The sequence below is a fragment of the Vibrio sp. SCSIO 43136 genome, from assembly GCF_023716565.1.
Taxonomy (GTDB): Bacteria; Pseudomonadota; Gammaproteobacteria; order Enterobacterales; family Vibrionaceae; genus Vibrio.
In genome coordinates this window covers 389337-414965 of the sequence record NZ_CP071848.1, presented here as the reverse complement: position 1 = coordinate 414965, position 25629 = coordinate 389337, and the positions used below count along the sequence as shown (strand labels likewise).

The following is a 25629-nucleotide window of genomic DNA, read 5'->3' as shown; positions in this document are numbered from 1 at the left end:
AAGACTCAATATAGCAAAAAAGGAGCCGCAGCTCCTTTTATCATTCACATTAAAGAACTACTTGTTCTCTAGGTCGTCGATGTAGCCCAAGCTACGCAGTGCACGTTCATCGTCTGCCCAACCTGATTTCACTTTCACCCAAGTCTCAAGGAAGACCTTACGCTCAAACAGCTCTTCCATATCTAAGCGAGCTTCACGGCCAATAGTCTTGATCTTCTCACCACCTTTACCGATCACCATCTTTTTCTGACCTAGACGTTCAACTAGGATCAGGGCGTTGATGTGGAAGCCATCAGTATCTGGGTTGTAGTCGAAACGCTCGATCTCAACCGTTACTGAGTAAGGCAGCTCTTCACCGGTGAAACGCATCAGTTTTTCGCGGATGATCTCAGACGCCATAAAGCGCTGTGAACGATCTGTCACGTACTCTTCTGGGAAGTGGTGAACCGCTTGTGGCAGGTGCTCACGAACATGCTTACGCAGTACGTCGATGTTCTTGTCGTGTTTTGCCGAGATAGGCACCACGTCGACAAATTCCATCTTCTTCGATAGCTCCATCATGTGCAGCATCACGTCGTTACGATCTTTCACGTTATCGACTTTGTTGACACACAGAACCACTGGGAAGTTGGCTTTTGCTAGCTTGTTAAACACCATCTCATCATCGTCAGTCCAGTGCGTACCATCGACGAGGAATAGCACAAGGTTCACATCACTGAGTGATGAGTTTGCTGCACGGTTCATCAGACGGTTGATCGCACGCTTCTCTTCGATATGAAGTCCTGGGGTATCAACAAAGATCGCTTGGTAAGCACCTTCAGTCTCTACACCCATGATGCGGTGACGCGTGGTTTGCGGCTTACGTGAGGTGATCGAGATCTTCTGACCAAGCAGTTGGTTGAGAAGCGTTGATTTGCCTACGTTTGGGCGACCTACAATCGCCACAAAACCACAGTGTTGATCTTCTTCAGGGATCTCGGCAACTTCTGGCATCTCAGGCTGTTGCTGCTGGTTTGCAAAGTATGCGTCGAGATCGAATTCTTTATCATCAGCCATTGGTCAATAATCCTAATGCTGTTTCAGCTGCCGCTTGCTCCGCTTTACGACGGCTGCTGCCTTTACCTACAACAGGCTCTTCAATGCCTGTCACTTCACAGGTGACGGTGAACTCTTGGTTATGAGCTTCACCTTTTATTTTAGTCACACTATAGACTGGCAGCGGCTTTCTTCGTCCTTGCAGAAATTCTTGCAAGCGAGTCTTAGGATCTTTTTGTGATACGCCCGGCTGGATCGACTCAAGACGAGATGCATACCAAGCTAGGATGATCTTGCGTACTTGTTCGATATCGCTGTCTAGGTAGATAGCACCGATGATTGCTTCCACAGCATCCGCTAGGATTGAATCACGGCGGAAACCACCTGATTTCAGCTCACCTGGACCCAATTTTAAGTAGTCACCTAGCACGAACTCACGTCCAAGCTCAGCCAGTGTGTTGCCTCGAACAAGCGTGGCACGCATACGGCTCATATCACCCTCGTTTACCTTAGGGAAACGGTGGTACAGGTCATCAGCGATAACAAAACTTAAAATTGAATCGCCCAGAAATTCTAGACGTTCGTTATGTTTACTGTTGGCGCTGCGATGGGTCAGCGCCAAGTGGATTAGCTCAGCATCATTAAACTGATAACCGAGCTTTCTCTCTAGAGTTGCAATTTGAGAAGTCATACTCTCTCTTTAGTTAATGCCACCGATGCGATTAAAACGCACACCGGTTGGGATCCAAGACGGCAATACGCTGTCTGAACCTCGTTCAAATTCAAAGCTGATCCAAATACCGACCGCTTTGCCTACTAAGTTTGCTTCTGGAACAAAGCCCCAGTAGCGGCTGTCTGCACTGTTGTCACGGTTATCCCCCATAACAAAGTACTGACCTTGCGGCACAACCCACTCAGCAACGCCTGGACGAGGCTGATAGCGATCAACCTGATCTCGCGCTAGGGGATGCACCAAAATTTCATGTTTTTGCTCAGCAAGCTGCTCTTCCATCTGCACCAGCGGGATACCATTTTGGATAAACTCGCTTTCTTGCACATTGCTTAGTGCAATCGGCTTACACACCTTCTCACCTTGCGGCTGAACACATAGCTGCTTTTGCGGCGAGTAACGAACCACATCACCCGGCATACCAATCACACGTTTAATGTAATCAATGCTCGGCTGTGGTGGGTACTTAAATACCACGATATCGCCACGTTCAGGTTTACCCGTTTCAACCAACTGAGTACGCCATACTGGATCTTTCAAGCCATAGGCATATTTCTCTACTAGGATAAAGTCGCCCACAAGTAGGGTCGGCATCATCGAACCTGATGGAATTTGGAACGGTTCATAAATAAATGAACGCAGTACCAACACTAAACCGATGACCGGAAAGATTGATACGCTGTTTTCAATCCACCATGGCTGAGCCACCACTTTGGCTTGCAGAGAAGCTTCGAGACCTTCTTCGGTCTGCGCTTCAATATCTGCCAACTTCTGCTGACGCTGCTTGGCCCAGACCAGTTTTTCCAGTACCCAAACGATACCCGTCACTAAAGTCACGATGACCAAAATGAGAGAAAATGTGTTAGCCATTTAGTTCCCTTAAAAATTCTCAAAAACAAAGAAAGGGCAGTTACCCACCCTTTCCTTTTTTATATTAGATTCCATCCATTTCCAAATGTAGAAATGAATTAGTCTTTACCGACGTGAAGGATCGCTAGGAACGCTTCTTGAGGCAGCTCTACGTTACCGATCTGCTTCATACGTTTCTTACCTTCTTTCTGCTTCTTCAGAAGCTTCTTCTTACGACTCACGTCACCACCGTAACATTTTGCGATTACGTTTTTACGTAGCTGCTTAACGGTAGAACGAGCGATAATGTGGTTACCAATCGCCGCCTGAATCGCAATATCAAACATCTGACGAGGGATGAACTCTTTCATCTTCTCTACCAGCTGACGACCACGAGTCTGAGACTGGTCACGGTGAGTGATCATTGCAAGTGCATCAACGGTATCGCCGTTTAGAAGTACGTCTACACGTACCATGTTTGAAGGCTCGAAGCGCTGGAAGTTGTAATCCAGAGATGCGTAACCACGTGAGGTTGATTTCAGGCGGTCGAAGAAGTCGAGTACCACTTCCGCCATAGGGATGTCGTAAGTGACTGCTACTTGGTTACCGTGGTAAACCATGTCTACCTGAGTACCACGCTTCTCAACACAAAGGGTGATCACGTTACCTAGGTACTCTGATGGTACTAGGATGTTACAACGAGCGATTGGCTCACGGATCTCTTCGATGTCATTTACGTGCGGCAGTTTCGCTGGGCTATCTACGTATAGTAGTTCGCCGTCAGTTTTCGCAACTTCGTAAACTACGGTAGGCGCTGTGGTGATAAGGTCTAGGTCGTATTCACGCTCTAGACGCTCTTGGATGATCTCCATGTGCAGCATACCAAGGAAACCACAACGGAAACCAAAGCCTAGTGCCGCCGAGTTCTCTGGCTCGTAGAATAGCGATGCATCGTTCAGGCTTAGCTTACCCAGTGCGTCACGGAAGTTTTCGTAGTCGTCACTTGATACAGGGAATAGGCCTGCATATACCTGTGGCTTAACTTTCTTAAAGCCCGGCAGTGGTTCTTCCGCACCGTTCTTAGCGTGAGTCAAGGTATCACCTACTGGTGCACCTAGGATATCTTTGATACCACACACTACCCAGCCCACTTCGCCAGTTTTGAGTACATCGGTATCAACCTGCTTAGGTGTGAAGATACCTAGACGGTCAACACCCCAAACTTGGCCTGTGCTCATTACCTTGATCTTGTCGTTCTTCTTCAGTACGCCGTTTTTGATACGTACTAGAGAAACTACGCCAAGGTAGTTATCGAACCATGAGTCGATGATAGACGCTTGTAGCGGACCTTCTGGGTCACCTTCTGGCGCTGGGATAGCTGAAACGATGTTCTCTAAAACATCTTCGATACCAACACCTGTTTTTGCGCTGCAGCGAGTCGCTTCCATCGCATCGATGCCAACGATCTCTTCAATCTCTTCTGATACACGCTCAGGATCAGCGGCTGGAAGGTCAATCTTGTTAAGAATTGGCACAACCTCTAGATCCATTTCGATAGCGGTGTAACAGTTTGCTAGGGTTTGAGCTTCAACCCCCTGACCTGCATCGACCACCAGTAGCGCACCTTCACAAGCGGCTAGAGAACGTGATACTTCGTAGGCGAAGTCAACGTGTCCTGGTGTATCGATGAAGTTAAGCTGGTAGGTTTCACCATCTTTAGCTTTGTAGTTTAGGGTCACACTTTGCGACTTGATGGTGATACCACGCTCACGCTCTAGATCCATTGAATCCAGAACTTGTGAATCCATCTCACGAGCACTAAGACCACCACAGTCTTGGATTAAGCGGTCAGATAGGGTCGACTTACCGTGGTCGATATGGGCGATAATCGAGAAATTACGAATGTGCTTCATAGCTTGGTGTGACTTAACTCTTACAAAAATTGGATGGGAGAAATGCCAAATTTGCCGACATTTCGTTCAAGTTGGCCGATTCTACCGAATTTCACGCATCAGAGCTATCCTCAAATGAGGCATTTACTGTTAATGGCTCGCCGAGAATGCGGATCAAACTAACTTTAGCAGGTGATTCTCGTTCTTGCTTAGCACTCAAGTATTGAGCCAGCTTAAAGCCAGCGTAGGCAAATGCGGCAGAAATGAGAATAACCAAGCCCTCACCGAAACCGAGCATAGGTGCAAGTACAAGGTGTGCCAGTGCTGCACCAAGAAAGAGTGTAAATAAGGGTAACAGGTAGACAATTGCTGCTGAGCTAATGATGCGATTTTCCGGTAGGCCGATTTCTATCACCTGTCCTACGCTAAGTGATTTGTCGCTCTCAAGCCACCACGTATGTTGCTTGTTACCTACTGCTTTGGATACGATGCCGGTGCCACAACTGTTTTGAGATGAGCAATGCGAGCAGCTGGTTTGCTGCTCGCAACTGACACGGATAAGAAACCCTTGTTTGGCTGTCTGCACTTCCTGCACAGTTGCCAGTGCCGTCATCATGAGGAAGGGCTCTGCATTTTAACCGACTGAGCGATGCGTTTCGCTGTCGCTGGCGGAATATCTCCGACCACGGAAACCTCTTTATCACCCATGATAAAAGAGTGCAAAGTGCGACGCCCCTGACGAACTAATTGGCCTTTCAGTGACAACTCATCTTTATCTGCCACATACACAGAGTAGCTAAATAGGCCATCACTAAACATCTGGCTTTCAACCACTTTCTCAGTCATCGCCATACGATAGCGATTCACGTGATGAGGTTTGAAGCCTTCTGGCGCCCAGCCCACACTCCAATCCGTGTTCTTTTTCTCACTTTCTGGTAGCGACAGTACCTCGGGCAAAGTAATGTTTTCTAACCCAGAGAGCAGGTCAAAGATCTTTTCATTCACTGCATAAGAAATGGTTCGGTACTGTTCCAGCACTTCACCATCACGGTCGACAAGGTCAGCACGCAGTGGCAAGTGACTGCGCTCATCTACCCAAACAACGTAAGAATAGCGTTGACCATCTTTCGGTACGATGCGGATCACCTGACACGCCGCTCCTGCCTCACGAGCGCGACCTAGCCTCACAAAGTCGTAATACTCCTTGAGTTGGTCGATATCACTGCGCAGCATTGGGATGATAGGTGCAACCATCTCTCCTGATTCGATAGTAAATGGTTCAACACCAGGTTCGATGTAGCTGACTTCTTCCCCACGACGGATGACTTCGCGTGTTGGACCACTCAAGTAAACCAAGTGAGAAAAGTTGTGCTCGTCCTTAGAAGCGTGGCGATACACTAGCGGTTCAATGCTATTTTTTTTGATTAAAATATACGAGAGTTCGTAGTTGAGCTGCTCACTAGCGTCGTTCATTTGATGCAACAAAGCCTCGGCAGAAGTCGATTCTGCCGAGGCCGGTAAAGCAATCAAACTGAACAGCGCTAATGCACTGATCAGAGTTTTCTTCATTCGATTACCGATTCTTCAGGCTGGACTTGTGGCTCTTGCTGAACGTTATTGCCATTCAAACGCAGTTGCAAGTTATAGTCTTGCAAAATTGCATTGACGCGACGACGCTGTTCCATCATCTGCGCTTCAGTCGCATTAACGTTGTCTGCGTTTAAGCTAACGGGTTGCGCACTGCCAGTTACAGGGATGGTTTCCAAAATAGGAAGGTCCGACTGTATTTGACCTGCTTCATTGCCAGCGCCATATTGCTGAACACCAACAATCACAGCCAATGACACACACGCCGCCATTGCCACCTGACCGATTTGAGACAACCATGCTGGCACAGCAGTGCGAGCTGCCGCTGGCATAGGCTGATCTTCAACAGCTTTCGGTGCCACGGTATCAATTGAAGTCACCGTGCTATGCGCAGGTTCATCTTCAAGTGCCGCCATGACGTTACTTGCAATGTCCCACTTAGGTTCAGCCGGAGCTTCCCCACGCATGACATCGCCAATTAAATGATAATTCTGCCAAGACTTCTGACTTTCTGCGTCATGTTCCAGTTCACTAATCAGTGCCTGATCAACGCTTTCTCCATCCATGAGTGCTGAAAGTTGCTCTTTGTCAGCCATTATTTTCACCATTGTCATCTTTGGTTAGCGCTCAAGTAGTGGTTTGATTTTTTTCTCAACCGCTTCTCGAGCACGGAAAATTCGAGAACGTACCGTACCAACTGGGCAATCCATTACCTCCGCGATCTCTTCATAGCTTAGACCATCAAGTTCTCGTAGAGTCATTGCCGTTTTTAAATCCTCTGGCAGTGCTTCTATCGCTTCAAACACAACGTGTTTCAATTCCTTGGACAACGTTAAGTTCTCAGGGTTCGAAATTTCTTTTAACGCACTACCCGATTCGTAATTTTCTGCTTCTTCAGCATCAAGATCCGTGGCTGGTGGGCGACGGCCTTGCGCTACGATATGGTTTTTTGCCGTATTAACTGCGATTCGATACAGCCAAGTATAAAATGCACTTTCTCCACGAAAGTTCGGGATCGCTCGGTAAGCTTTAATAAAGGCTTCTTGTGCGACGTCCGGTACATCAGCTTGGTTGCTCACATATCGAGAAATAAGATTGCAAACTTTGTTTTGGTACTTAACCACCAAAAGGTTGAATGCTTGCTTGTCTCCTCGCTGTACACGCTCAATCAATACTTGATCGGTTAACTGCTCGCCCATTCGAGCGTTTACTCCTATTGTTATTGCCTTCGCCTATCACAGGGATGAAACTAAATTTGCCAAATGTAGTATTGACACCACCGCTTACATGAGCACTATTGTGACCCATAGGCCGAAAAAAAGTTCAGTAGATTGAAATATTTTTCGCAAAGATCTCTAGCAATGTGATGTAACCTACAGAGATAGCAGTTTAAAAGGCGCTAAAAGAAGGTCAGTACTGAGGTGAAAATTCTCAGTTTTCCACGATGACACGCGCCGAATTTTTGTTAGCAAGAAGCTAACCGTACTGAGCAATGCTCAAATCGACGCCCACATATAATAGATACATGGGGGCAGTATATAGCAGGCTCAAGACTAAATTAGGATGTTTAAACAAATATGAACACGAACCGTGAACATCAATGTGATGTGTTAGTGGTAGGTAGTGGTGCAGCAGGTTTATCACTTGCACTACGTGTCGCACCCTACGGAAAAGTGATTGTCCTGAGTAAAGGTCCGCGCAGTGAAGGCGCAACTTACTACGCTCAAGGCGGTATTGCCGCAGTTTTCGATGAACAAGACAGTATCGAGTCCCATGTACAAGACACCTTAGTGGCAGGTGCTGGTCTTTGTGAAGAAGATACGGTTGAGTTTATTGCGAAAAATGGCAAACGCTGCGTTCAGTGGTTGATTGACGGCGGAGTAGATTTCGATCGTGAGGACGATGATGACGATGAAAGTCCACGCTACCACCTAACTCGTGAGGGTGGACACAGCCATCGCCGCATTCTGCACGCTGCAGATGCCACTGGTATGGCGATGCAGACATCATTGCAAGACAACGTCAATGCGCACCCAAATATAGAGATATTCGAGCGCCATAATGCGCTGGACCTGATCACAGAAGATAAAGTCGGTGGTGACGCTAATAAAGTGGTCGGTGCCTATATCTGGAACCGCAACAAAGAACACGTAGAAACGGTTCGAGCTAAGTTTGTGGTGCTTGCAACGGGTGGCGCATCAAAAGTTTATCAATATACCTCGAATCCTGATGTTTCCTCAGGCGACGGTATTGCGATGGCATGGCGCGCTGGTTGCCGCGTTGCCAATATGGAATTTAACCAGTTTCATCCAACCTGTTTGTTCCACCCAGAAGCTCGAAACTTCCTTCTTACCGAAGCCTTACGCGGTGAAGGTGCGTACCTAAGACGCCCAGATGGCAGTCGCTTTATGCCCGAATTACACGAGCTTGCTGAACTTGCACCTCGCGACATCGTTGCCCGCGCAATCGATTATGAGATGAAGCGCTTGGGTGCCGACTGCATGTACCTAGACATCAGCCACAAGCCTGCTGATTTCATCGTTAAGCATTTCCCGACCATTCACATGCGATTGCAAGACCTTGGCATCGATATGACCAAAGAGCCAATCCCTATTGTGCCAGCAGCGCATTACACCTGTGGTGGGGTGATGGTCGATAAACAAGGCAGCACTGACCTTGATAATCTGTATGCGATTGGTGAAGTGAGCTACACCGGATTGCATGGCGCTAATCGGATGGCCTCGAACTCATTGTTGGAATGTGTGGTGTACGCAAGAGCGGCAGCGAAAGACATCATCAAACATATTGAAAATGCAGAGTTGCCACCAGCGCTACCAGCATGGGATGAAAGCCAAGTGTGTAACTCCGACGAAGAGGTGGTGATTCAGCACAACTGGCACGAATTGCGCCTATTTATGTGGGATTACATGGGCATTGTGCGCACAGACAAACGTCTAGAGCGTGCGCTACGCCGCATCGAAATGTTGCAGCAAGAAACGCACGAGTACTACAGCAACTTCCGAGTTTCCAACAACTTACTAGAGCTGCGCAACCTATTACAAGTTGCTGAGCTCATGGTGCGTTGTGCTATGCAGCGCAAAGAGAGCCGCGGCCTTCACTACACCTTAGATTATCCTGAGCTGGCAAAGGAAAGTGGCCCGACTATCCTGACACCTAAACAATAATCTCGTTAAAAAAGAGCGCTCTGGCGCTCTTTTTTATTCCCATCGAATCAGATAAAGCAGCCGCCGATACTGAGATGACGAGCAGCTGTCTCGCCAAATAACCACAACATCACCACAGTCACTTTTAAGCGCCACCAACCAAGGTGAGAAAACCAGCATAGCCAATTTAAGTCGAAAGCGCTTTTTGTCCACTTGGTACAATCCGCCGGAATAATATTCAAACCAACGAGGGCTACTGGCATACCTAGTTGGTGGGTAACCATGATAAAAGTGGCATAACAGTAACAAAGTTATTACTAATGGTAGCCAAGAAACACTAAGCGCCCATACCATCAACACTTGAATACCAGCGTTGACGATACAGGCGCTTTTAGAAGACTGAAGTTGGAGCTTAACGCACCTTGCTGAGGTTATGGGCGACAACTTTATCGACCATTTTAGCGTGACTTAGATTTTCGCTACGCCCATGCCCCATCACCCATGAAAATAGATCCGGGTCATCACATTCTAACAACGAAACGAAATCTTGCTGTTCCTGTTCACTTAATGAACCGAAGCACTCTTCAAAAAATGGCATGATCACCACATCTAACTCCAGCATACCGCGACGGCAAGCCCACTTAATGCGCGCTTTTTCTTCTACTGAATACATTCAAGTACCTCTAATTCCCTATTAAGACTGGTAGGCAGTGTAGCAATCTGCTTTGCTTGCTGCTATTAATCACATCACAGATGTTTCGCCTTGTCAGCAAAGAGCTGACAAAGCCTTCACCAAGGTTTAACATACTTTGCGTTCGAATTGAATGAGGTTATTTGATAATGCAACCCACTGTTTCACTCCCATTGGCGGCCAATGCCCCACTTCCTACTCTCTCGGTCAGCGTACTCGATAACTGGTCACTCATCACAGTGAATGGTGATGACCGAAAGTCTTACCTTCAGGGTCAAGTAACTTGTGATGTGGTTGCTCTCAATAACGACCAAACAACATTTGGGGCGCACTGTGATGCCAAAGGCAAAGTATGGAACGTGTTTCAGCTGTTTCATCATCAGCAGGGTTATGCACTTGTGCAGCGCCAGAGCGCAACAGAGGTTGCTCTGCGTGAACTGAAAAAGTATGCCGTTTTTTCTAAAGTCGAGATCGAGACCAGTGAGCAAACCTTACTTGGCGTATTTGGCGAACAAGGTGCACAGTGGCTTAACCAATGGTTTGATACTTCTGTTGATGTATCGCACAGCGAAGCTGGCACGGCAGTCAAGATTGCCGATCAGCGTTGGTTAGTGGCTGCCGCTTCTGAAACAAGTGCAAATGCTCTGATGCAAGATGCGCCTGAGCTTAGTGATGACAAGCTATGGGACCTACTTGATATTCAAACGGGTCGTCCTCGCTGTGAAGAAAGCCTGCAAACACAGCACATCCCGCAAGCGTTTAACTTACAAGCGATCGGTGGCATAAGTTTTAGCAAAGGCTGCTACACTGGCCAAGAAATGGTGGCACGAGCAAAATACCGAGGCATGAATAAGCGAGCTATGTTCCGAGTATCAGGTAGCTTTAATGATCAAATGCCTGAGCAAGCAACCTTAGAACGAGCAGTCGGCGACAATTGGCGTTCAGCGGGTGATTTGATGGCACAGTTTGCATTTTCCGATCAAAAAGCCTGTGGCTTGATTATTTTGCCCAACGATATTGAGCCTGAAACGCAATTGAGACTAGCGGAGCAACCTGATCAAATTTGGGCAATTGAGCCGCTGCCCTACTCACTAGAAGATGAATAATTCAACCTATCCGCTGGTTGAGTTCCTGCAACAACATGGGGTCGCACATCGAGTGCTACCCCATCGCACTCCGACCAAGAGCATTGAAGAGACAGCCGAGCAAAGAGGCATACGAACTTGTCAAATGGTCAAATCGATTGGCCTTCGCGACATGGACAATAATTATGCACTTGCTTGCGTTCCTGGGAATCGTCAAGCCGACCCTAAAAAAGTCAGAGCGCTCCTTAACAGTCGCCGCATGACCTGCTTAACAGCTCAGGAGTTGGTTGAGATAACTGGCTATCAGCTCGGCTGTGTCACGCCGCTGGCGCTTAAAACCCCAATGCCTATCTTTTTTGACCCGAGTTTGCTTGCGGAAACTGAAGTCACTATCAGTAGCGGCAGCAACATGGCGGGTATCGCACTAAACTGCCAAGATCTTATCAACTTATGCCAACCTACTATTGCTGACATCTGTCGAGATTGAGCGAATAATCATTCACACACCGCCCAACAAGCAGATCTAGATCACATCTATCGTTCTACGAGTTACACACAAATTGTACAAAAAACGATCTAACTCACAAACCTCAACAGATTGAATTACATTTTTATTTATTCATTATGAATAGTTAGTCATTTAGCAAAAATTAATGTACTGTGGTTATGTATTCCGCTATCGACCACACGTTCCATAATGGTTACTGCTGGCGGAATATGATGAATCCACTTTTTGTGTGTAATACATCTGTGACTATTGGCCCGCCGTTGAGCGGGCATTTTTTTTTGCATTTTTGTTACGATGAAACTTTTTCCCTTCTAGATTGGTCTACTCTTATATTGAGAGCTAATTAAGCAATATTTCACTATGATTATTTACTGAACTTTGGCAGTTGGTAATTGTGGCGAGAGTCACATTGAATAGCGATTTATCTCAATGGAATGTAATAGGCAGCACAAAACGCCAAGATTTAAGGTAATCACTGTACTTTAACCCGATCCAGTCACATTAATGTCATGGGGGATCTTCTATAATCTCCCGTGCTATAACAAAAAGGATTTAAGGTATGAGACTGTTTAAGCGCTACGCACCTAACATGATCGCCAAGCACGTCAGTAGGCTATTTAAGGGTAGAATCTATATCTACGGAGTAGGAAAATTTGAATTTGATAACGGCAAGCTAATCATGCCAGAGAAGGCCGAGCAGCGTCACTACAAGACCGTCAAAGAGGTCAACCAAGCCGTCGTACGTTTGAGGTGCGCCTTAGCAGCATAAAACACCTGATAGCATTAACGAATTAAAAAAATGGGGCAGATATTATCTGCCCCATTTTTATTGCCTATCGTTTAGCGAGATTTGGAAGGCTTCCCTCTAATCCAAGCGCACGCATCATAATTTGCTGCTTAGCTCCAGGTAATTTATCAACCAAAGTCACGCCAACACCACGAATCAACTTCTTGATTGGGTTCCCACCAGCAAACAGATCTTTAAATCCTTGCATTGCTGCAATCATCTTGGCTGCTTCCGCTTTGCGCCAACGTTCAAATGGACGCAGATTGCGCTTACTGCCAATATCCTGACCGGACTGCCACAGCGCAATCACATGCTGCGCAAGTCCCGCCGCATCCAATAAACCGAGGTTAACCCCTTGGCCTGCGAGCGGATGAATCGTATGAGCAGCATCGCCAATAAGCGCCACTCGCTCTAGCGCAAAATCTCGGGCATAACGCATACGAAGTGGAAACGCTTGTCTGTCACCTTCGACGCTGAGCAAACCTAGCTTACCGTCAAACTCGGTATACAGCGCCTTATTGAACTCAGCTTCAGATAAGGTAGTGAGTCGCTCAGCTTCAGTTGGGTCAATCGACCAGACTAAGGAGCACAGATCTGGCTCATTTAATGGCAGTAAAGCAATTGGGCCTTGTGGAGTGAATACTTGACGAGCAACATTCTCATGAGGCACGTCACAGCGAATATTGGCAACAATCGCACTATGCCCATAGTCCCAATGCGTCAGAGGGATATCTACCTGCTGACGTAACCAAGAGTTGGCTCCATCTGCTCCGACAACCAGTTTAGCAGTAATGCCTACCCCAGAGTCGAGCATCAACCAAGCTTCGCTTTCACCAATACTCAGTGACTGACAGAGCTGACTCTCAAATATGGTGACATTCGCCAGCGATTCCACCTGCTCCCATAGCGACAATTGGATCACCCGATTCTCTACGATATGACCAAGATTAGGCTGACACAGGCTTTGGGCATCAAAATCAATCTGGGCAAAACTGTCGAGCTCCCATACGTGCATGCCTGAATAGGGGGTAAAACGGCGCTGCTCTATGCCCTGCCAAGCATCAAGCTTACGCAAAATCTGCTCACTCGCTCGGCTAAGCGCCGACACACGCACATCCGGTAGTGGGTCAAAATTGGACGATGGGCGCTGCTTCTCTATAACCGCAATACGCATATCTTCTTTGGCCATTGCGGCGGCAGCAGCCAAACCTACCATGCCCCCCCCAACGATCACTACGTCAAAACTTTGCATCATTTACCTATCTACCAATCCCATCGTACGTTGCATCAAGGGCATTTTCAGCAGCTGACTATCATCTAGCATCATTAACCCCAGATTTCGCCCTACCCGAAGAGGCAAGGCATCATTAGAAAATAAACTGACCAATCCAGAGGTCATTGTCATGGTGTAATTGCGGTCTTGCTCACGACGTTGGCGATAGGCCTGCAAACTTGCGTAGTCGCCAATGTTTTCGCTTTGCTCCAAGACTTCGCACAATGAAAGCACGTCACGTAAACCAAGATTAAACCCTTGCCCTGCAATCGGGTGTAGGGTTTGAGCAGCATTACCTACCGCCACAATGCGGTGCCCCGTCACTTGCGGGCGATGTTTCAGTAGCAATGGATACGAAGCCCGAGCGCCGACATGGGTAAGCTTTCCGAGTCGCCAGCCGAATGCCTGTTGCAATTGATTGAGAAATTCGTCATCACTGGCCGCAAGAATTTGCTGGGCTTTGTCAGGCCTTAGGCACCACACTAAAGACATACGCCCATCGCTCATTGGCAATAATGCTAATGGGCCGCTATTGGTAAAACGTTCAAAAGCTTGATGGTTGTGTACAGTGTCAGTGCAAATATTGGCGATAACCGCCACTTGTTCGAAATCGAGTTGCTCTAAGCCGAGGCCTGTTTGCTGACAACATACAGAGTCTACACCATCGGCGGCGACCAAGAGTTTGGTTTGCAGCTCTTGACCATCAGTCAGCGCAATATCCACGTGGCTGGAGTGCTGCTGCACTTTGGCTACCTGCTGAGGGCAATAATAATCAAGCGCCAGAGATTTAAGCTGCTGGTGATAAAACTGCCCCACATTAGCAAGTTCAACCACATAACCAAGCGCCTTAGCCCCAATCTCACTTCTGTCGAGCTCAGCCATACCTAAATGGCCACGATCCGAAACGTGAATACGCTCAATGGCGGTTGCTTGAGGCGCAATTCCACTCCACAGTTTGAGTCGTTTAAGCTGCTCGACACTGCCATAAGAGAGCGCTATCGCACGGGAGTCAAAACCTGGATGTTGGTTAGGATCAGGCTCAAAGCCTTCGATTACTGCGATTGAGAGTTCAGGACGTGATTGATTAAGTGCAATCGCCAGCGTTGCGCCCGCCATTGCCCCACCGGCAATCACTACATCGTATGACTTCATCTCTTTCCTGTTAGTAACTTCCTGTTAATGAATAGTCGGTTTGCTTTCTTGCTTAGGTTTGCTGCCAAATTCAATATGGATGGTCAATACACACGCCTTGACGTGTTCAACCACTTGCTCCATCAATACCGCTTGTTCTTGCATGTCGTCGTCTTCGTCAATGCCAAGCTTGGCAATTTCTTCAAGGTCAGCTAAAGCCTCTTTGACATCCTCCGGTGCTTTATTCAGGTTGGCATTAATCAAACCAAGGCCCGAAATAAAGTGATTCACCCACTCGCAAACACTGTCTGCGTATGCAAAAAGGTCATCTTCTTGAGCCAGTAACATGCTTAGTTCAAAATCATTCTCTGAAAGCTCTTTAGCACTGGTTTTTAACACCGCTTCAGCGCTGTCCGTCATCGCAACGGGCCAAGACATACCATCATTGGTGTAGTCAAACACCAAAGGTTGCCAACTGGTGTCACCTACGCTCAATCCACCACTTAGCATGCCTACCAATAATCCATGCATTTCTGCTGGTGTGACGGCTAAGTGGGCTTGCTTTAGTTGCTCAGCGACTTGGTCGTATTGAGGAAGAGAGTTATCGCTCATGTTAAATACTGCATCAATGAAGAAAAGATAACTTTATGCTACCACTTACCCCAGTGGGGAGGAATCAATTCTGCGCAGCAATTGGGCAAACTGTCGAATAACTGTCAGCTTAGCGCACCAAATTGGCAAAGCGTGGGTTTAATGCTTGAATCTTAGATCGGCATTTTCTATAGTCTCTGTCTCGGTAACAAAAACACCGTTTTAGACCGAAAGTTAAGGACAAAAGAGCGAATTTCATGAGTAATCAAGCGGTTGAAGTAGAAATTTTAGGCAAAGTCACTCGGGTAAACTGCCCAGCAGGTGAAGAAGATGCCTTGATCCAAGCTGCTCTTGATCTGGATGCTCGTTTAAAATCTATGTCTGAAAAAACTCAGGTGTCTAACGTTGAGAAGTTACTGACATTTGCCGCATTGAATGTGTGTTATGAATTGCACACGTCAAAGCAACAAGTGGATGGCCAAAATCACCAAATCACTGAGCGTATGGAGAAGCTCGATCAAGCACTTGAAAGTGCATTGATGAATGTGGGCCAAAACCAAAAATAGTTTTACCCTGGAGTGTGCGTCAGCGGATTTAAGTCCCTGAGCCGATAAGCAATACCCAAGGGTTAGTATTCGGTGACTATTGAGCAAGCTCGACTCGCATCGAGAAGCCTACGGTTGTCCTTGCTGATCCGCCTTGAACCAGCTGGTTCAAGGGCCACAATCCTCAACGGCACTCTGGGGTACCCTCTTATGACACAGCTAAGTCAACTCGAACGCCAGTCTATTAGACAACAAATTCGCCAAGCGCGGCGAGCCCTTAGCCCTATGCAGCAACAGGCCGCTGCAACCAAGCTTCTCGAACAAGTAAAACACCAAATTAGTGACTCGCCAAAGCTAACACTAGCACTCTATCTTAGTGCCGACGGAGAGATTGATACTCAACCTGTTATTGAATGGTTATGGCAGCAAGGCCATCAAGTGGTGCTTCCAGTGATCCACCCATTCTCTCAAGGTGAGCTACTGTTTCTACGCTATAGCAAACAAAGTGTAATGGTCGAAAATCGATATAAGATTTTGGAACCTAAACTGGATGCAACCCAAATCATTCCATTAGCGCAAATCGATATTATCTTTACTCCCTTGGTCGCCTTTGACGCCGAAGGTAACCGAATGGGCATGGGTGGCGGTTATTACGATCGCACCTTAGCCAGTTGGTCAACGCTGCGCTCAAATACCCGTTCCATTGGCCTTGCCCATGAATGCCAACAAGTAGCAAAGCTGCCATGTGAAAGTTGGGATATTCCATTGGATAAAATTTTTACCCCAAATAAAATCTGGGGTTGGGAAATCGATTGCTAACAAGCTATAATCGCGCCGCAACTTACCCTCAGGAGATAGACATGACGCAAGATGAAATGAAAAAAGCCGCTGGTTGGGCCGCGCTTAAGTATGTAGAAAAAGATAGCATTGTTGGTGTAGGTACTGGCTCTACTGTGAATCACTTCATCGACGCACTGGGCTCTATTAAAGACGACATTAAAGGTGCTGTTTCAAGCTCTATCGCTTCAACTGAAAAGCTAAAAGAGCTGGGTATCGAAGTATTTGATGCTAACGACGTGGCAAAACTTGATGTTTACGTGGATGGTGCAGACGAGATCAACCCGACTCGTGACATGATCAAAGGTGGTGGTGCTGCTCTGACTCGTGAAAAGATTGTTGCTGCAATCGCAGACAAATTCATCTGTATCGTTGATGGCACCAAAGGCGTTGACGTTCTGGGTCAATTCCCGCTACCCGTTGAAGTTATCCCAATGGCTCGCTCTTATGTAGCACGTGAGCTAGTGAAGCTTGGTGGCGACCCTGCGTACCGTGAAGGCTGTGTGACCGACAACGGCAACATCATCCTAGATGTTCACGGCATGCAAATCACTGACCCTAAGGAGATGGAAAAGCAGATCAACGCTATCGCTGGTGTTGTCACTGTGGGTCTATTTGCTGCACGTGGTGCTGACGTAGTTATCACTGGCACCCCTGAAGGTGCAAAAATCGAAGAGTAAGTTTTACTCAGGTTATTGTTACTAGATTTCAAGCGGCGCTATCAAGCGCCGCTTTTTCATTCCAGAGATGAAAAATTATTCTATATTCCGTAATTTTCTTACCCCTAGCAGAATTTTTTTGTTACTTTATTGAGCAACGCACAAACTTCCCGCAGTGCGTTTTACCAACTCGACCTATTTAGCCGCTATGGACACCGGGAATGCTTGATCTGTGGAGTTGGATTTAGCCCTTCTGAAAAGACTATTAAGGATAATAATCGATGAGCAAAGTATCACTGGAAAAAGACAAAATTAAGATCCTCCTTCTGGAAGGACTTCACCCATCTTCTGTTGAGGTGCTTCAAGCTGCTGGTTACTCAAACATTGAGTACCACAAAGGGTCGCTATCCGGTGATGAGCTAAAAGAGGCAATTAAAGATTGTCACTTTGTCGGTATTCGTTCTCGTACTAACCTGACTGAAGAAGTCTTTGCTGCGGCAGAAAAGCTGGTCGCTGTTGGCTGTTTCTGTATCGGCACTAACCAAGTAGACCTAAAGGCTGCAGCAACACGAGGCATCCCAGTATTTAACGCCCCATTCTCAAACACTCGTAGTGTTGCTGAGCTCGTTTTGGGTCAAATCTTGCTTTTGCTACGTGGCATTCCAGAGAAGAACGCCCTTGCTCACCGTGGCATTTGGAAAAAAAGTGCTGACAACTCGTACGAAGCACGTGGTAAGCGTTTAGGCATCATCGGTTACGGTCATATCGGTACTCAGCTTGGTATCATCGCAGAAAACCTTGGCATGCGCGTTTACTTCTACGATATCGAAAACAAGTTGTCGCTAGGTAACGCAACGCAAGTTCATACCATGAGTGAGCTACTCAACAAGTGTGATGTGATCACGCTGCACGTACCAGAAACGCCAGAAACTAAAAACATCATGGGTGAAGCGGAATTTGCTCGCATGAAACCAGGTTCGGTATTCATCAATGCGGCGCGTGGTACCGTGGTGGATATCCCTGCGCTATGTGGTGCGATTGAGTCAGGTCATCTTGCTGGGGCGGCCGTCGACGTTTTCCCTGTTGAACCAAAAACGAATGCTGACCCATTCGAAACACCACTGATGCAATACGACAACGTGATCCTGACACCGCACATCGGTGGCTCGACGCAAGAAGCGCAGGAAAATATCGGTGTAGAAGTTGCGGGTAAACTGGCCAAATACTCAGATAATGGTTCGACACTTTCTTGCGTAAACTTCCCAGAAGTATCTCTACCAGAGCACAGAGACACTTCTCGCTTGCTGCACATCCACAAGAACCGCCCTGGTATTCTGACTCAAATCAACACCATCTTTGCTGATGAAGGCATCAACATCGCTGGTCAATACCTACAAACGACCTCTGATATGGGTTATGTCGTTATCGACGTGGAATCTGATCGCTCAGAAGAAGCATTAGCAAAACTGAAACAAATTGAAGGCACAATCCGTGCTCGACTATTGCACTAATTGGTAACGCACCGATTAAAACAAAGGGCAGCCAATTGGCTGCCCTTTTAGATTGGGTTTAACGCTACTTTATTTTATAGGTCACGTTTACTTGGTCACGGATCTTGATCGCTGTATCTTGATAGCTATCAGACATCGACTCCGCCGCCATTCTTGCGGCACGCTTTACTGGGCGCTGGAAAGCATTGTGGTACTCAATACGCCAAACACCATCCAGTGACATCTCAAAGCCTTTCGCTAGTGACTTAGCCTTATCCATCGCATCTTTGATGGCTGCATCTCGCGCCAATTGCTGATACTTATCGGAATCTTTCACCTGCAACTCAATACTATCGATAGTATTGATCCCATCACCTAACGCCCCTTCAAGGTATCGATTAAGGTTTTGCAAGTCATCCACCGTCACCGTTACGCTGCGAGTGGCTCGGTAACCGACCAACTCGGCTTTGCCCGCTTTCGGATAATGGTATTGCGGTGAAAGGTACAAGTTTGCAGCAGCGATATCATCTCGCTCGACACCTTCTGTAGTGAGACGAGTAATGAACGCCTCAACCGCTTTATCTACTTCTTGCTTTGCCTGTTCAGCGCTTAACATCGTCTCTTCGACTTGCACTTGGATCACGGCCATATCTGGCACAGCAACCACTTCCCCATATCCGGTCGTTGATAGATGAGGAAAATCAACATCTGCAGCCGCTACTGGCAGTGCTGTGACCGCAGCAAGCAACAGAGCCATAATCGTTTTATTCTTCATTTCGTCACTCCAACATCTTATGTGGCTATTTTAGACACGTATTGGCGCAACTAGCAGTATCAAAGCTGACAATTGACAGAACTTTTACTGAGGTAAGTGAGTCCTCGCATACTTAATTATCGCCTGAGAGATCTCTTTTAGCACCCCGCTTTCCAGCTGCCAGTGATGCCAATACATTCTCACTGACAGTAAAAAATTAGGCGTAATATTAATCAACTCACCATCGGCAAGCTCTTGCTCGATTTGTTGCCTTGGGATCAGGCAGTAAGCAACCCCAGCCAGGGCTAACTTGACGAAAGCTTCCGAACTGCGAACCGTATGTTTCAGCACACTGCCGTAGGGCAAATTGAAATGCTGGTGAATAAAACGCTCGTGCATATCATCATGCTGGTCAAAAGCCACTGCTGGCGCCTTCAATAAAGCTTCGCGAGTAACGCCTTCTGGAAAGTAATGTTCGTAAAACTCTGGGCTGGCAACACACAAATAATCAACTCGTCCTAAGTAGTCCGCATCACATCCTGACATCGGCTGTGATTCTAGGCTGATAGCACCTACCACCTCCCCGCTGCGAAGTTTGTCTATCGTTCGTCCTTCATCATCAACGATCAAGTTCAGCGCAACACGCTTTTGCATCAACAAGTTTTGCACACTTGGGATTAGCCAAGTAGCGAGACTATCAGCATTGGTTGCTATGCTTACCGATAACGGACGCTCATCATCCGGATTAAGCTCTGGCAAGAGTTCTTGTTCTAGCAAACATACTCGGCGATAGAGTGCTAATAATTGCTGTCCGGCCAGAGTAGGTCTTGGGGGTTGCTCTCGCACTAAAACAGGTTGTGCCAACCACTTCTCCAGTTGCTTTACTCGCTGAGAGACTGCCGATTGGGAAATACATAACTTTTCTGCCGCACGCTCGAAACCGCGCAGCTCGATCACCAAATCAAGTGCTTCAATCCAACGGTAATCTAAGCCTCTCATCTTTACTCCTTGCCTCCATTACAACGACATAAGTTTAACTTATGTGGCATTAAAATTATTAGTTTAATTTATTTCGTGAACTGAGATAGTCTTAGCCCACTCTCTTTTTAACCTCAAACATTTTTAAGGAAATCGCCATGAGCTTGTGGGTTTTATTACAAGGTTTTGGTCTAGGCGCCACCATGATCATTCCAATCGGCGCACAAAACGCGTACGTTTTAAATCAAGGCATTAAACGCAATCATCACCTAACCACAGCAACCGTTTGTAGCTTTCTTGACGCATTTTTTATTTCGCTGGGTGTGTTTGGTGGCGGTGCAGTTCTATCTCAAAATGAAACCCTACTCACTTCAGTGACTTTAGGTGGCATTGCTTTCCTATCCGTCTACGGTTTCTTATCCTTAAGAAGTGCATTTCGCTCTCCGACCAGCGAAGAGTCGAAAAAACAGATGACTGCTCGTGGTAAAAGGGCTGTGGTTTTGGGTGCGCTTGCGGTCACCGTGCTTAACCCACACCTATACCTTGATACTGTGGTGATCTTAGGTTCAATCGGCGGCCAATTTGAAGGCAATGACCGAATCGCTTTTGCAATTGGTACCATCATGGCTTCATTTGTTTGGTTCTATAGCTTGTCATTTGGAGCGGCGAAACTTGGCCCTACTCTATCTAAGCCCAACGTAAAGTGTGGCATCGACATTGCAGTTGCAGCTATGATGTTTATCATCGCCTTCGTGCTCACTAAAGGACTATGGGTCAAGTACATGTTATGAGTCATTCATTAGAGACTATTTACCAATTCAATCTGGCACTGTTCAATAAGATTGATGTTCCCTACCAGCTTTGGCAGCACGAACCAATTTTGGACTTTGAAACCGATGTCAAAGTGGCTAAATCGCTTGGTTGGAACGGAACTCATAGCAAGAGCCTTTTTTTACGTATCAAAGGCGGGGGCTATGCACTCTACCTGACCGATAAGGACAGCCGTCTTGATTCCAAAGCACTCAAGTCGTTGCTAGGAAAAAGAGTCTCTATTTGTGATGATCAAGAAATGTCACAGGTGACTGGTTGTGTTGCAGGAGCCGTCTGTCCATTTGGTTTACCACAAGAGATATGTATCGTGGTGGATACCAAGCTTATTCAAGCCCGCCATAATGAGCTACTCTACACGCCAGGCCACCCAGATAAGACCATAGGGTTCGCAACAGAGCATCTTCATAAAGTGCTAGCCACCCTACCAAATACAGTACTTTGGCTAGAGCACTAACAAAAAAAAGCGTCGACACTGGTCGACGCTTTTTAGATTCTAACCGTGATTACTCAGGCTTAGACAAATGCACATCCATTTGCGGGAATGGAATCTCAATACCTTCTTTATCGAGCTCTTCTTTGATTGCTTGCAACGTATCAAAGTACACGTCCCAGTAATCAGAAGTTTTCACCCATGGGCGAACCACGAAGTTCACTGATGAGTCTGCCAATGCTGATACACCAATTTGGATACCAGGAGATTTTAAAATACGCTCATCCGCCTCTAATACACGGCGAATCACGTCTTTAGTTTTCTTCAAATCTGCACCGTATGACACACCAATCACGTGATCAATTCGGCGAGTATTATGACGCGAGTAGTTGGTTATAGGGCTACCAATCACAGATGAGTTCGGCACAACAACCATTTTGTTATCTGGTGTGGTCAAAATCGTTTGGAAAATTTGAATCGAATCTACCGAACCTGCAACACCGCCAATCTCAACATAGTCGCCAGATTTAAATGGACGGAACGCAACGATCAATACGCCAGCGGCAAAGTTTGATAGTGAGCCTTGCAGAGCTAAACCAATCGCTAAACCTGCCGCACCAATTACAGCTACCACAGAAGCAGTTTGAACACCCACTCGACCAAGTGCAGCTATCAGCACAATTACAAACAAGGTATAGCGGACAATGCCGTGAATAAACTCAACGACCGCCTTATCCATTTTACGTTTATGCAGCACTTTCGCCACACTGCCAGCTACCGCTTTAACAACAATGTTACCGATAAACAGGATCAGCAGCGCTGATAAGATATTCACACCGTACTGGATCAGCAGGTCGGAATTGCCAGTAATCCATTCGTTGAGCTTATTGACGTTTTCCGCCAATTCGATGTCCACCACCGATGTTTCATTTGCCATAACAGCATCCTCTACTTCATTTAGTTATGTTTTTGCTACCTTGGCAGCAGATGCGGAAAATAACCTACTTCTCATACCAATACGACTAATTATGTGATTTTGCATAGCGACGGACAGATTTTCTCTAGCAAGGAAGAAATCTTATGCCTAGCTGGGACTAGGGATACGATTTCTGACGCGGCTAGAGGAAATATGGACTAGCCAGGCTGATCAGATAATTAGTTGGATTGGTATCTTTCCCTGGGAAGTACAAACACCTGAACCATATGCGATTTATATATTAGAGCAAAAAACCAAGCATTTGGATGATAAATTTGAGAAAGATATAAAAAAACCCACTCCGAAGAGTGGGTTAATTAACTTTAGCGCTTACGACAGATTATAGTACGTCGATTGCGTTAAGGTCTTTAAATGCTTGCTCAAGACGCGCAACCATACCAGACTGACCAGCACGTAGCCATACGCGTGGATCGTAGTATTTCTTGTTTGGAGCGTCATCACCAGTTGGGTTACCGATTTGACCTTGTAGGAAGTCACGGTTTTCAGCTTCGTATGCACGAACGCCATCCCAAGTAGCCCACTGAGTATCAGTATCGATGTTCATTTTGATAACACCGTAGCCGATTGACTCTTCAATCTCTTCTTGAGAAGAACCAGAACCGCCGTGGAATACGAAGTTTAGAGCGTTCGCAGCGATACCGAATTTCTCTGCACAGTGTGCTTGAGAATCACGTAGGATAGTTGGAGTAAGAACAACGTTACCTGGCTTGTATACACCGTGTACGTTACCGAAAGATGCAGCGATAGTGAAACGAGGGCTAACTGCGTTTAGGATCTCGTAAGCGTAAGCTACGTCTTCAGGAGAAGTGTATAGCTCAGACTGGTCCATATCAGTGTTGTCTACGCCGTCTTCTTCACCACCAGTACAACCTAGTTCGATTTCTAGAGTCATACCCATCTTAGCCATACGCTCTAGGTATTTAGCTGAGATTTCGATGTTTTCTTCTAGAGACTCTTCAGAAAGGTCGATCATGTGAGAAGAGAATAGAGGCTTACCAGTTTCAGCGAAGAATTTTTCGCCAGCGTCTAGTAGACCGTCGATCCAAGGAAGTAGTTTCTTAGCTGCGTGGTCAGTGTGAAGAATTACTGGCACACCGTAAGCTTCAGCTACAGCGTGTACGTATTTCGCACCTGCAACTGCGCCCATGATTTGCGCTTCTTGACCTTCTAGCTTCAGACCTTTACCAGCGAAGAAAGCAGCACCACCGTTAGAGAACTGAACTACTACTGGAGCTTTAACTTTAGAAGCTGCTTCCAGTACAGCGTTTACAGAGTCAGTGTTTACAACGTTAACCGCTGGAAGAGCAAATTTGTTTTCTTTTGCTACTTCAAATACTTTCTGTACGTCGTCACCAGAGATAACACCTGGTTTTACGAAATCGAAGATCTTAGACATGGAATTCGTCCTATTTTCTGTCGTATTAATTAAAAATTGCAATCGTTTGCTCACATCGCAGGGCGCATTCTATCAGCATTCTGCGTGCTTCAGCAAACAAGAAAGCGGGAAACCATTTCCCGCTTTTCTAGATAGATTATTTTGCGCGCTCTTCAAGCATCGCAACTGCTGGTAGAACTTTACCTTCAACAAACTCAAGGAAAGCACCGCCACCTGTTGAGATGTAAGATACGTCAGCCTTGATACCGAACTTATCGATAGCTGCTAGCGTGTCACCACCACCAGCTACAGAGAAACCTGCAGACTCAGCGATTGCTTTAGAGATGCCTGCTGTACCTGCTTCAAAGTTCTTGAACTCAAATACGCCTACAGGACCGTTCCATAGGATAGTTTTAGCGTTGCCGATGATTTCAGCAAGAGCCGCTGTTGAATCAGGGCCTAGGTCGAAGATCATGTCGTCGTCTTGAACTTCTGTTACTGGCTTGATTTCAGCTTCTGCGTTCTCATCAAATGCTTTAGCACAAGCTACGTCAGTTGCTACTGGGATAGAACACTCTTTCATTAGCTTCTGAGCTGTTTCAACTAGGTCAGCTTCGTATAGAGACTTACCTACATTGTGGCCATCAGCTGCGATGAATGTGTTTGCGATGCCGCCACCAACAACAAGTTGGTCAGCAACTTTAGATAGAGATTCTAGAACTGTTAGCTTAGTAGAAACTTTAGAACCACCTACGATAGCAACAAGTGGACGCTCTGGGTTGTCCATTGCTTTACCTAGTGCTTCAAGCTCAGCCGCTAGAAGAGGACCTGCACACGCAACTGGTGCGTTCATGCCAACGCCGTGAGTTGATGCTTGTGCACGGTGAGCCGTACCGAATGCATCCATTACAAAGATGTCACATAGCGCTGCGTACTTTTTAGATAGCTCTTCTTCGTTCTTTTTCTCGCCTTTGTTGAAGCGAACGTTTTCAAGAACAACAAGCTCACCAGCGTTTAGCTCTAGACCGTCTAGGTAATCTTTTGCTAGCTTAACTTCGCAATCTAGTGCGTCGTTTAGGTAGTTAACAACAGGTGCTAGAGAGAACTCTTCTGCGTATTCACCTTCCGTAGGACGACCTAGGTGAGAAGTTACCATTACTTTAGCACCAGCTTCTAGGCAGTGCTTGATAGTAGGTAGTGAAGCTAGGATACGTGCATCAGACGTCACTTTGCCGTCTTTTACTGGTACGTTTAGGTCCGCACGGATAAATACACGTTTGCCTGCTAGGTCCAGGTCAATCATCTTGATTACAGACATTCTTTGTCCTCTCAAATGTTAAAATATAAAGTTTGCAAAGGCCTGGCGTCGTGCCAAACCTGATAATTCTTACAACTGTTGTTTTAACTTGG

Annotated in this window: 27 protein-coding genes and 1 other RNA gene; 11 read left to right on the top strand and 17 right to left on the bottom strand. The window is 46.6% G+C overall.

Going from position 1 to position 25629, the window contains the following annotated elements; translation table 11 throughout:
* Positions 1–57: 57 nt before the first annotated feature.
* From era to rpoE, 8 genes are all read right to left on the bottom strand, one after another.
* Positions 58–1056 (bottom strand): GTPase Era, encoded by a 999-nt coding sequence (gene era, locus J4N39_RS02135; RefSeq protein WP_252021495.1) that lies wholly within the window; start codon positions 1054–1056, stop codon positions 58–60.
* On the bottom strand, positions 1049–1726 hold the full coding sequence (gene rnc / locus J4N39_RS02130) for a ribonuclease III (RefSeq protein WP_252021493.1): 678 nt from the start codon (positions 1724–1726) through the stop codon (positions 1049–1051). The genes era and rnc overlap by 8 nt, the downstream gene beginning before the upstream one ends.
* 9 nt (positions 1727–1735) lie before the next feature.
* Positions 1736–2635 carry a signal peptidase I gene (gene lepB, locus J4N39_RS02125; RefSeq protein ID WP_252021491.1) on the bottom strand — a complete coding sequence of 300 codons (900 nt, stop codon included), beginning with the start codon at positions 2633–2635 and terminating at the stop codon, positions 1736–1738.
* Positions 2636–2733: 98 nt separating this feature from the next.
* Positions 2734–4527: a translation elongation factor 4 gene (lepA, locus tag J4N39_RS02120; protein ID WP_252021489.1), complete on the bottom strand. Its 1794-nt coding sequence runs from the start codon at positions 4525–4527 to the stop codon at positions 2734–2736.
* A 91-nt stretch (positions 4528–4618) separates the two neighbouring features.
* Entirely contained in the window at positions 4619–5122 is a 504-nt protein-coding gene (locus J4N39_RS02115; RefSeq protein ID WP_252021487.1) for a SoxR reducing system RseC family protein, read from the bottom strand.
* Positions 5119–6075, bottom strand: a complete 957-nt coding sequence (gene rseB / locus J4N39_RS02110; RefSeq protein ID WP_252021485.1) for a sigma-E factor regulatory protein RseB — start codon at positions 6073–6075, stop codon at positions 5119–5121. Before rseB ends, J4N39_RS02115 begins: the two co-directional genes overlap by 4 nt.
* Positions 6072–6701: an RseA family anti-sigma factor gene (locus tag J4N39_RS02105; RefSeq protein WP_252021483.1), complete on the bottom strand. Its 630-nt coding sequence runs from the start codon at positions 6699–6701 to the stop codon at positions 6072–6074. Before J4N39_RS02105 ends, rseB begins: the two co-directional genes overlap by 4 nt.
* 12 nt (positions 6702–6713) lie before the next feature.
* Positions 6714–7292: an RNA polymerase sigma factor RpoE gene (rpoE, locus tag J4N39_RS02100; RefSeq protein WP_252021481.1), complete on the bottom strand. Its 579-nt coding sequence runs from the start codon at positions 7290–7292 to the stop codon at positions 6714–6716.
* A 378-nt stretch (positions 7293–7670) separates the two neighbouring features.
* Here rpoE and nadB point away from each other — a divergent pair, with 378 nt between their 5' ends.
* Positions 7671–9278 carry an L-aspartate oxidase gene (gene nadB / locus J4N39_RS02095; RefSeq protein WP_252021479.1) on the top strand — a complete coding sequence of 536 codons (1608 nt, stop codon included), beginning with the start codon at positions 7671–7673 and terminating at the stop codon, positions 9276–9278.
* A gap of 391 nt (positions 9279–9669) precedes the next feature.
* On the opposite strand, the gene J4N39_RS02090 is transcribed toward nadB, so the two are convergent.
* The gene (locus J4N39_RS02090; RefSeq protein WP_252021477.1) at positions 9670–9930 is read right to left on the bottom strand and encodes an FAD assembly factor SdhE; all 261 of its coding nucleotides are present in this window, start codon (positions 9928–9930) and stop codon (positions 9670–9672) included.
* 167 nt (positions 9931–10097) lie between these two features.
* Here J4N39_RS02090 and ygfZ point away from each other — a divergent pair, with 167 nt between their 5' ends.
* The 3 genes from ygfZ (at position 10098) to J4N39_RS02075 (ending at position 12310) form a co-directional block, all read left to right on the top strand.
* Entirely contained in the window at positions 10098–11054 is a 957-nt protein-coding gene (gene ygfZ, locus J4N39_RS02085; RefSeq protein WP_252021476.1) for a tRNA-modifying protein YgfZ, read from the top strand.
* Entirely contained in the window at positions 11047–11520 is a 474-nt protein-coding gene (locus J4N39_RS02080; protein WP_252021474.1) for an aminoacyl-tRNA deacylase, read from the top strand. The genes ygfZ and J4N39_RS02080 overlap by 8 nt, the downstream gene beginning before the upstream one ends.
* Before the next feature lie 580 nt (positions 11521–12100).
* Positions 12101–12310 carry a DUF1107 domain-containing protein gene (locus J4N39_RS02075; RefSeq protein ID WP_252021472.1) on the top strand — a complete coding sequence of 70 codons (210 nt, stop codon included), beginning with the start codon at positions 12101–12103 and terminating at the stop codon, positions 12308–12310.
* Positions 12311–12374: 64 nt separating this feature from the next.
* Here the strand turns inward: J4N39_RS02075 and J4N39_RS02070 are convergent, their stop codons facing one another.
* From J4N39_RS02070 to J4N39_RS02060, 3 genes are read right to left on the bottom strand one after another with little or no spacing between them, the layout of a single operon-like run.
* Entirely contained in the window at positions 12375–13583 is a 1209-nt protein-coding gene (locus J4N39_RS02070) for an FAD-dependent 2-octaprenylphenol hydroxylase (protein ID WP_252021471.1), read from the bottom strand.
* Entirely contained in the window at positions 13584–14753 is a 1170-nt protein-coding gene (ubiH, locus tag J4N39_RS02065; protein ID WP_252021470.1) for a 2-octaprenyl-6-methoxyphenyl hydroxylase, read from the bottom strand.
* A gap of 24 nt (positions 14754–14777) precedes the next feature.
* Positions 14778–15344, bottom strand: a complete 567-nt coding sequence (locus J4N39_RS02060) for a YecA/YgfB family protein (protein WP_252021469.1) — start codon at positions 15342–15344, stop codon at positions 14778–14780.
* A 236-nt stretch (positions 15345–15580) separates the two neighbouring features.
* Here J4N39_RS02060 and J4N39_RS02055 point away from each other — a divergent pair, with 236 nt between their 5' ends.
* The 5 genes from J4N39_RS02055 (at position 15581) to serA (ending at position 18875) form a co-directional block, all read left to right on the top strand.
* Complete coding sequence (locus J4N39_RS02055) at positions 15581–15889, top strand: cell division protein ZapA (RefSeq protein ID WP_252021468.1); 309 nt, start codon at positions 15581–15583, stop codon at positions 15887–15889.
* Between the two features lies 1 nt (position 15890).
* Positions 15891–16074: non-coding RNA, 6S RNA (ssrS, locus tag J4N39_RS02050), on the top strand.
* 4 nt (positions 16075–16078) lie between these two features.
* Positions 16079–16687, top strand: a complete 609-nt coding sequence (locus tag J4N39_RS02045; protein WP_252021467.1) for a 5-formyltetrahydrofolate cyclo-ligase — start codon at positions 16079–16081, stop codon at positions 16685–16687.
* Between the two features lie 41 nt (positions 16688–16728).
* Positions 16729–17385, top strand: a complete 657-nt coding sequence (rpiA, locus tag J4N39_RS02040) for a ribose-5-phosphate isomerase RpiA (protein WP_252021466.1) — start codon at positions 16729–16731, stop codon at positions 17383–17385.
* A gap of 260 nt (positions 17386–17645) precedes the next feature.
* Complete coding sequence (gene serA, locus J4N39_RS02035; protein WP_252021465.1) at positions 17646–18875, top strand: phosphoglycerate dehydrogenase; 1230 nt, start codon at positions 17646–17648, stop codon at positions 18873–18875.
* Positions 18876–18939: 64 nt separating this feature from the next.
* Here the strand turns inward: serA and J4N39_RS02030 are convergent, their stop codons facing one another.
* Both J4N39_RS02030 and J4N39_RS02025 read right to left on the bottom strand, forming a co-directional pair.
* A complete protein-coding gene (locus J4N39_RS02030; RefSeq protein WP_252021464.1) occupies positions 18940–19629 on the bottom strand; it encodes an oxidative stress defense protein in 690 nt (229 codons plus the stop codon).
* An 84-nt stretch (positions 19630–19713) separates the two neighbouring features.
* The gene (locus J4N39_RS02025; RefSeq protein WP_252021462.1) at positions 19714–20607 is read right to left on the bottom strand and encodes a LysR family transcriptional regulator ArgP; all 894 of its coding nucleotides are present in this window, start codon (positions 20605–20607) and stop codon (positions 19714–19716) included.
* 137 nt (positions 20608–20744) lie between these two features.
* Here J4N39_RS02025 and J4N39_RS02020 point away from each other — a divergent pair, with 137 nt between their 5' ends.
* Positions 20745–21377 carry a LysE/ArgO family amino acid transporter gene (locus J4N39_RS02020; RefSeq protein WP_252021460.1) on the top strand — a complete coding sequence of 211 codons (633 nt, stop codon included), beginning with the start codon at positions 20745–20747 and terminating at the stop codon, positions 21375–21377.
* On the top strand, positions 21374–21871 hold the full coding sequence (locus J4N39_RS02015; RefSeq protein ID WP_252021458.1) for a YbaK/EbsC family protein: 498 nt from the start codon (positions 21374–21376) through the stop codon (positions 21869–21871). Before J4N39_RS02020 ends, J4N39_RS02015 begins: the two co-directional genes overlap by 4 nt.
* A gap of 49 nt (positions 21872–21920) precedes the next feature.
* Here J4N39_RS02015 and mscS read toward each other — a convergent pair whose 3' ends face one another.
* The 3 genes from mscS to J4N39_RS02000 form a co-directional block, all read right to left on the bottom strand.
* A complete protein-coding gene (gene mscS / locus J4N39_RS02010) occupies positions 21921–22784 on the bottom strand; it encodes a small-conductance mechanosensitive channel MscS (RefSeq protein WP_252021457.1) in 864 nt (287 codons plus the stop codon).
* A 379-nt stretch (positions 22785–23163) separates the two neighbouring features.
* Positions 23164–24240, bottom strand: coding sequence for a class II fructose-bisphosphate aldolase (gene fbaA, locus J4N39_RS02005; protein WP_252021455.1), 1077 nt, complete (start codon positions 24238–24240; stop codon positions 23164–23166).
* A gap of 136 nt (positions 24241–24376) precedes the next feature.
* Positions 24377–25537: a phosphoglycerate kinase gene (locus J4N39_RS02000; protein ID WP_252021453.1), complete on the bottom strand. Its 1161-nt coding sequence runs from the start codon at positions 25535–25537 to the stop codon at positions 24377–24379.
* Positions 25538–25629: the final 92 nt, after the last annotated feature.

What these genes read in the sequence shown, in the direction of transcription:
- ubiH (WP_252021470.1), bottom strand. Translation starts at nt 14,753, where the DNA reads ATGAAGTCATACGATGTAGTGATTGCCGGTGGGGCAATGGCGGGCGCA.
- J4N39_RS02080 (WP_252021474.1), top strand. Translation starts at nt 11,047, where the DNA reads ATGAATAATTCAACCTATCCGCTGGTTGAGTTCCTGCAACAACATGGG.
- nadB (WP_252021479.1), top strand. Translation starts at nt 7,671, where the DNA reads ATGAACACGAACCGTGAACATCAATGTGATGTGTTAGTGGTAGGTAGT.
- J4N39_RS02115 (WP_252021487.1), bottom strand. Translation starts at nt 5,122, where the DNA reads ATGATGACGGCACTGGCAACTGTGCAGGAAGTGCAGACAGCCAAACAA.
- rseB (WP_252021485.1), bottom strand. Translation starts at nt 6,075, where the DNA reads ATGAAGAAAACTCTGATCAGTGCATTAGCGCTGTTCAGTTTGATTGCT.
- lepB (WP_252021491.1), bottom strand. Translation starts at nt 2,635, where the DNA reads ATGGCTAACACATTTTCTCTCATTTTGGTCATCGTGACTTTAGTGACG.
- mscS (WP_252021457.1), bottom strand. Translation starts at nt 22,784, where the DNA reads ATGGCAAATGAAACATCGGTGGTGGACATCGAATTGGCGGAAAACGTC.
- J4N39_RS02045 (WP_252021467.1), top strand. Translation starts at nt 16,079, where the DNA reads ATGACACAGCTAAGTCAACTCGAACGCCAGTCTATTAGACAACAAATT.
- J4N39_RS02030 (WP_252021464.1), bottom strand. Translation starts at nt 19,629, where the DNA reads ATGAAGAATAAAACGATTATGGCTCTGTTGCTTGCTGCGGTCACAGCA.
- lepA (WP_252021489.1), bottom strand. Translation starts at nt 4,527, where the DNA reads ATGAAGCACATTCGTAATTTCTCGATTATCGCCCATATCGACCACGGT.
- J4N39_RS02090 (WP_252021477.1), bottom strand. Translation starts at nt 9,930, where the DNA reads ATGTATTCAGTAGAAGAAAAAGCGCGCATTAAGTGGGCTTGCCGTCGC.
- ygfZ (WP_252021476.1), top strand. Translation starts at nt 10,098, where the DNA reads ATGCAACCCACTGTTTCACTCCCATTGGCGGCCAATGCCCCACTTCCT.
- J4N39_RS02060 (WP_252021469.1), bottom strand. Translation starts at nt 15,344, where the DNA reads ATGAGCGATAACTCTCTTCCTCAATACGACCAAGTCGCTGAGCAACTA.
- J4N39_RS02070 (WP_252021471.1), bottom strand. Translation starts at nt 13,583, where the DNA reads ATGATGCAAAGTTTTGACGTAGTGATCGTTGGGGGGGGCATGGTAGGT.
- rpiA (WP_252021466.1), top strand. Translation starts at nt 16,729, where the DNA reads ATGACGCAAGATGAAATGAAAAAAGCCGCTGGTTGGGCCGCGCTTAAG.
- J4N39_RS02105 (WP_252021483.1), bottom strand. Translation starts at nt 6,701, where the DNA reads ATGGTGAAAATAATGGCTGACAAAGAGCAACTTTCAGCACTCATGGAT.
- rpoE (WP_252021481.1), bottom strand. Translation starts at nt 7,292, where the DNA reads ATGGGCGAGCAGTTAACCGATCAAGTATTGATTGAGCGTGTACAGCGA.
- J4N39_RS02055 (WP_252021468.1), top strand. Translation starts at nt 15,581, where the DNA reads ATGAGTAATCAAGCGGTTGAAGTAGAAATTTTAGGCAAAGTCACTCGG.
- serA (WP_252021465.1), top strand. Translation starts at nt 17,646, where the DNA reads ATGAGCAAAGTATCACTGGAAAAAGACAAAATTAAGATCCTCCTTCTG.
- J4N39_RS02015 (WP_252021458.1), top strand. Translation starts at nt 21,374, where the DNA reads ATGAGTCATTCATTAGAGACTATTTACCAATTCAATCTGGCACTGTTC.
- J4N39_RS02000 (WP_252021453.1), bottom strand. Translation starts at nt 25,537, where the DNA reads ATGTCTGTAATCAAGATGATTGACCTGGACCTAGCAGGCAAACGTGTA.
- J4N39_RS02025 (WP_252021462.1), bottom strand. Translation starts at nt 20,607, where the DNA reads ATGAGAGGCTTAGATTACCGTTGGATTGAAGCACTTGATTTGGTGATC.
- rnc (WP_252021493.1), bottom strand. Translation starts at nt 1,726, where the DNA reads ATGACTTCTCAAATTGCAACTCTAGAGAGAAAGCTCGGTTATCAGTTT.
- J4N39_RS02020 (WP_252021460.1), top strand. Translation starts at nt 20,745, where the DNA reads ATGAGCTTGTGGGTTTTATTACAAGGTTTTGGTCTAGGCGCCACCATG.
- era (WP_252021495.1), bottom strand. Translation starts at nt 1,056, where the DNA reads ATGGCTGATGATAAAGAATTCGATCTCGACGCATACTTTGCAAACCAG.
- J4N39_RS02075 (WP_252021472.1), top strand. Translation starts at nt 12,101, where the DNA reads ATGAGACTGTTTAAGCGCTACGCACCTAACATGATCGCCAAGCACGTC.
- fbaA (WP_252021455.1), bottom strand. Translation starts at nt 24,240, where the DNA reads ATGTCTAAGATCTTCGATTTCGTAAAACCAGGTGTTATCTCTGGTGAC.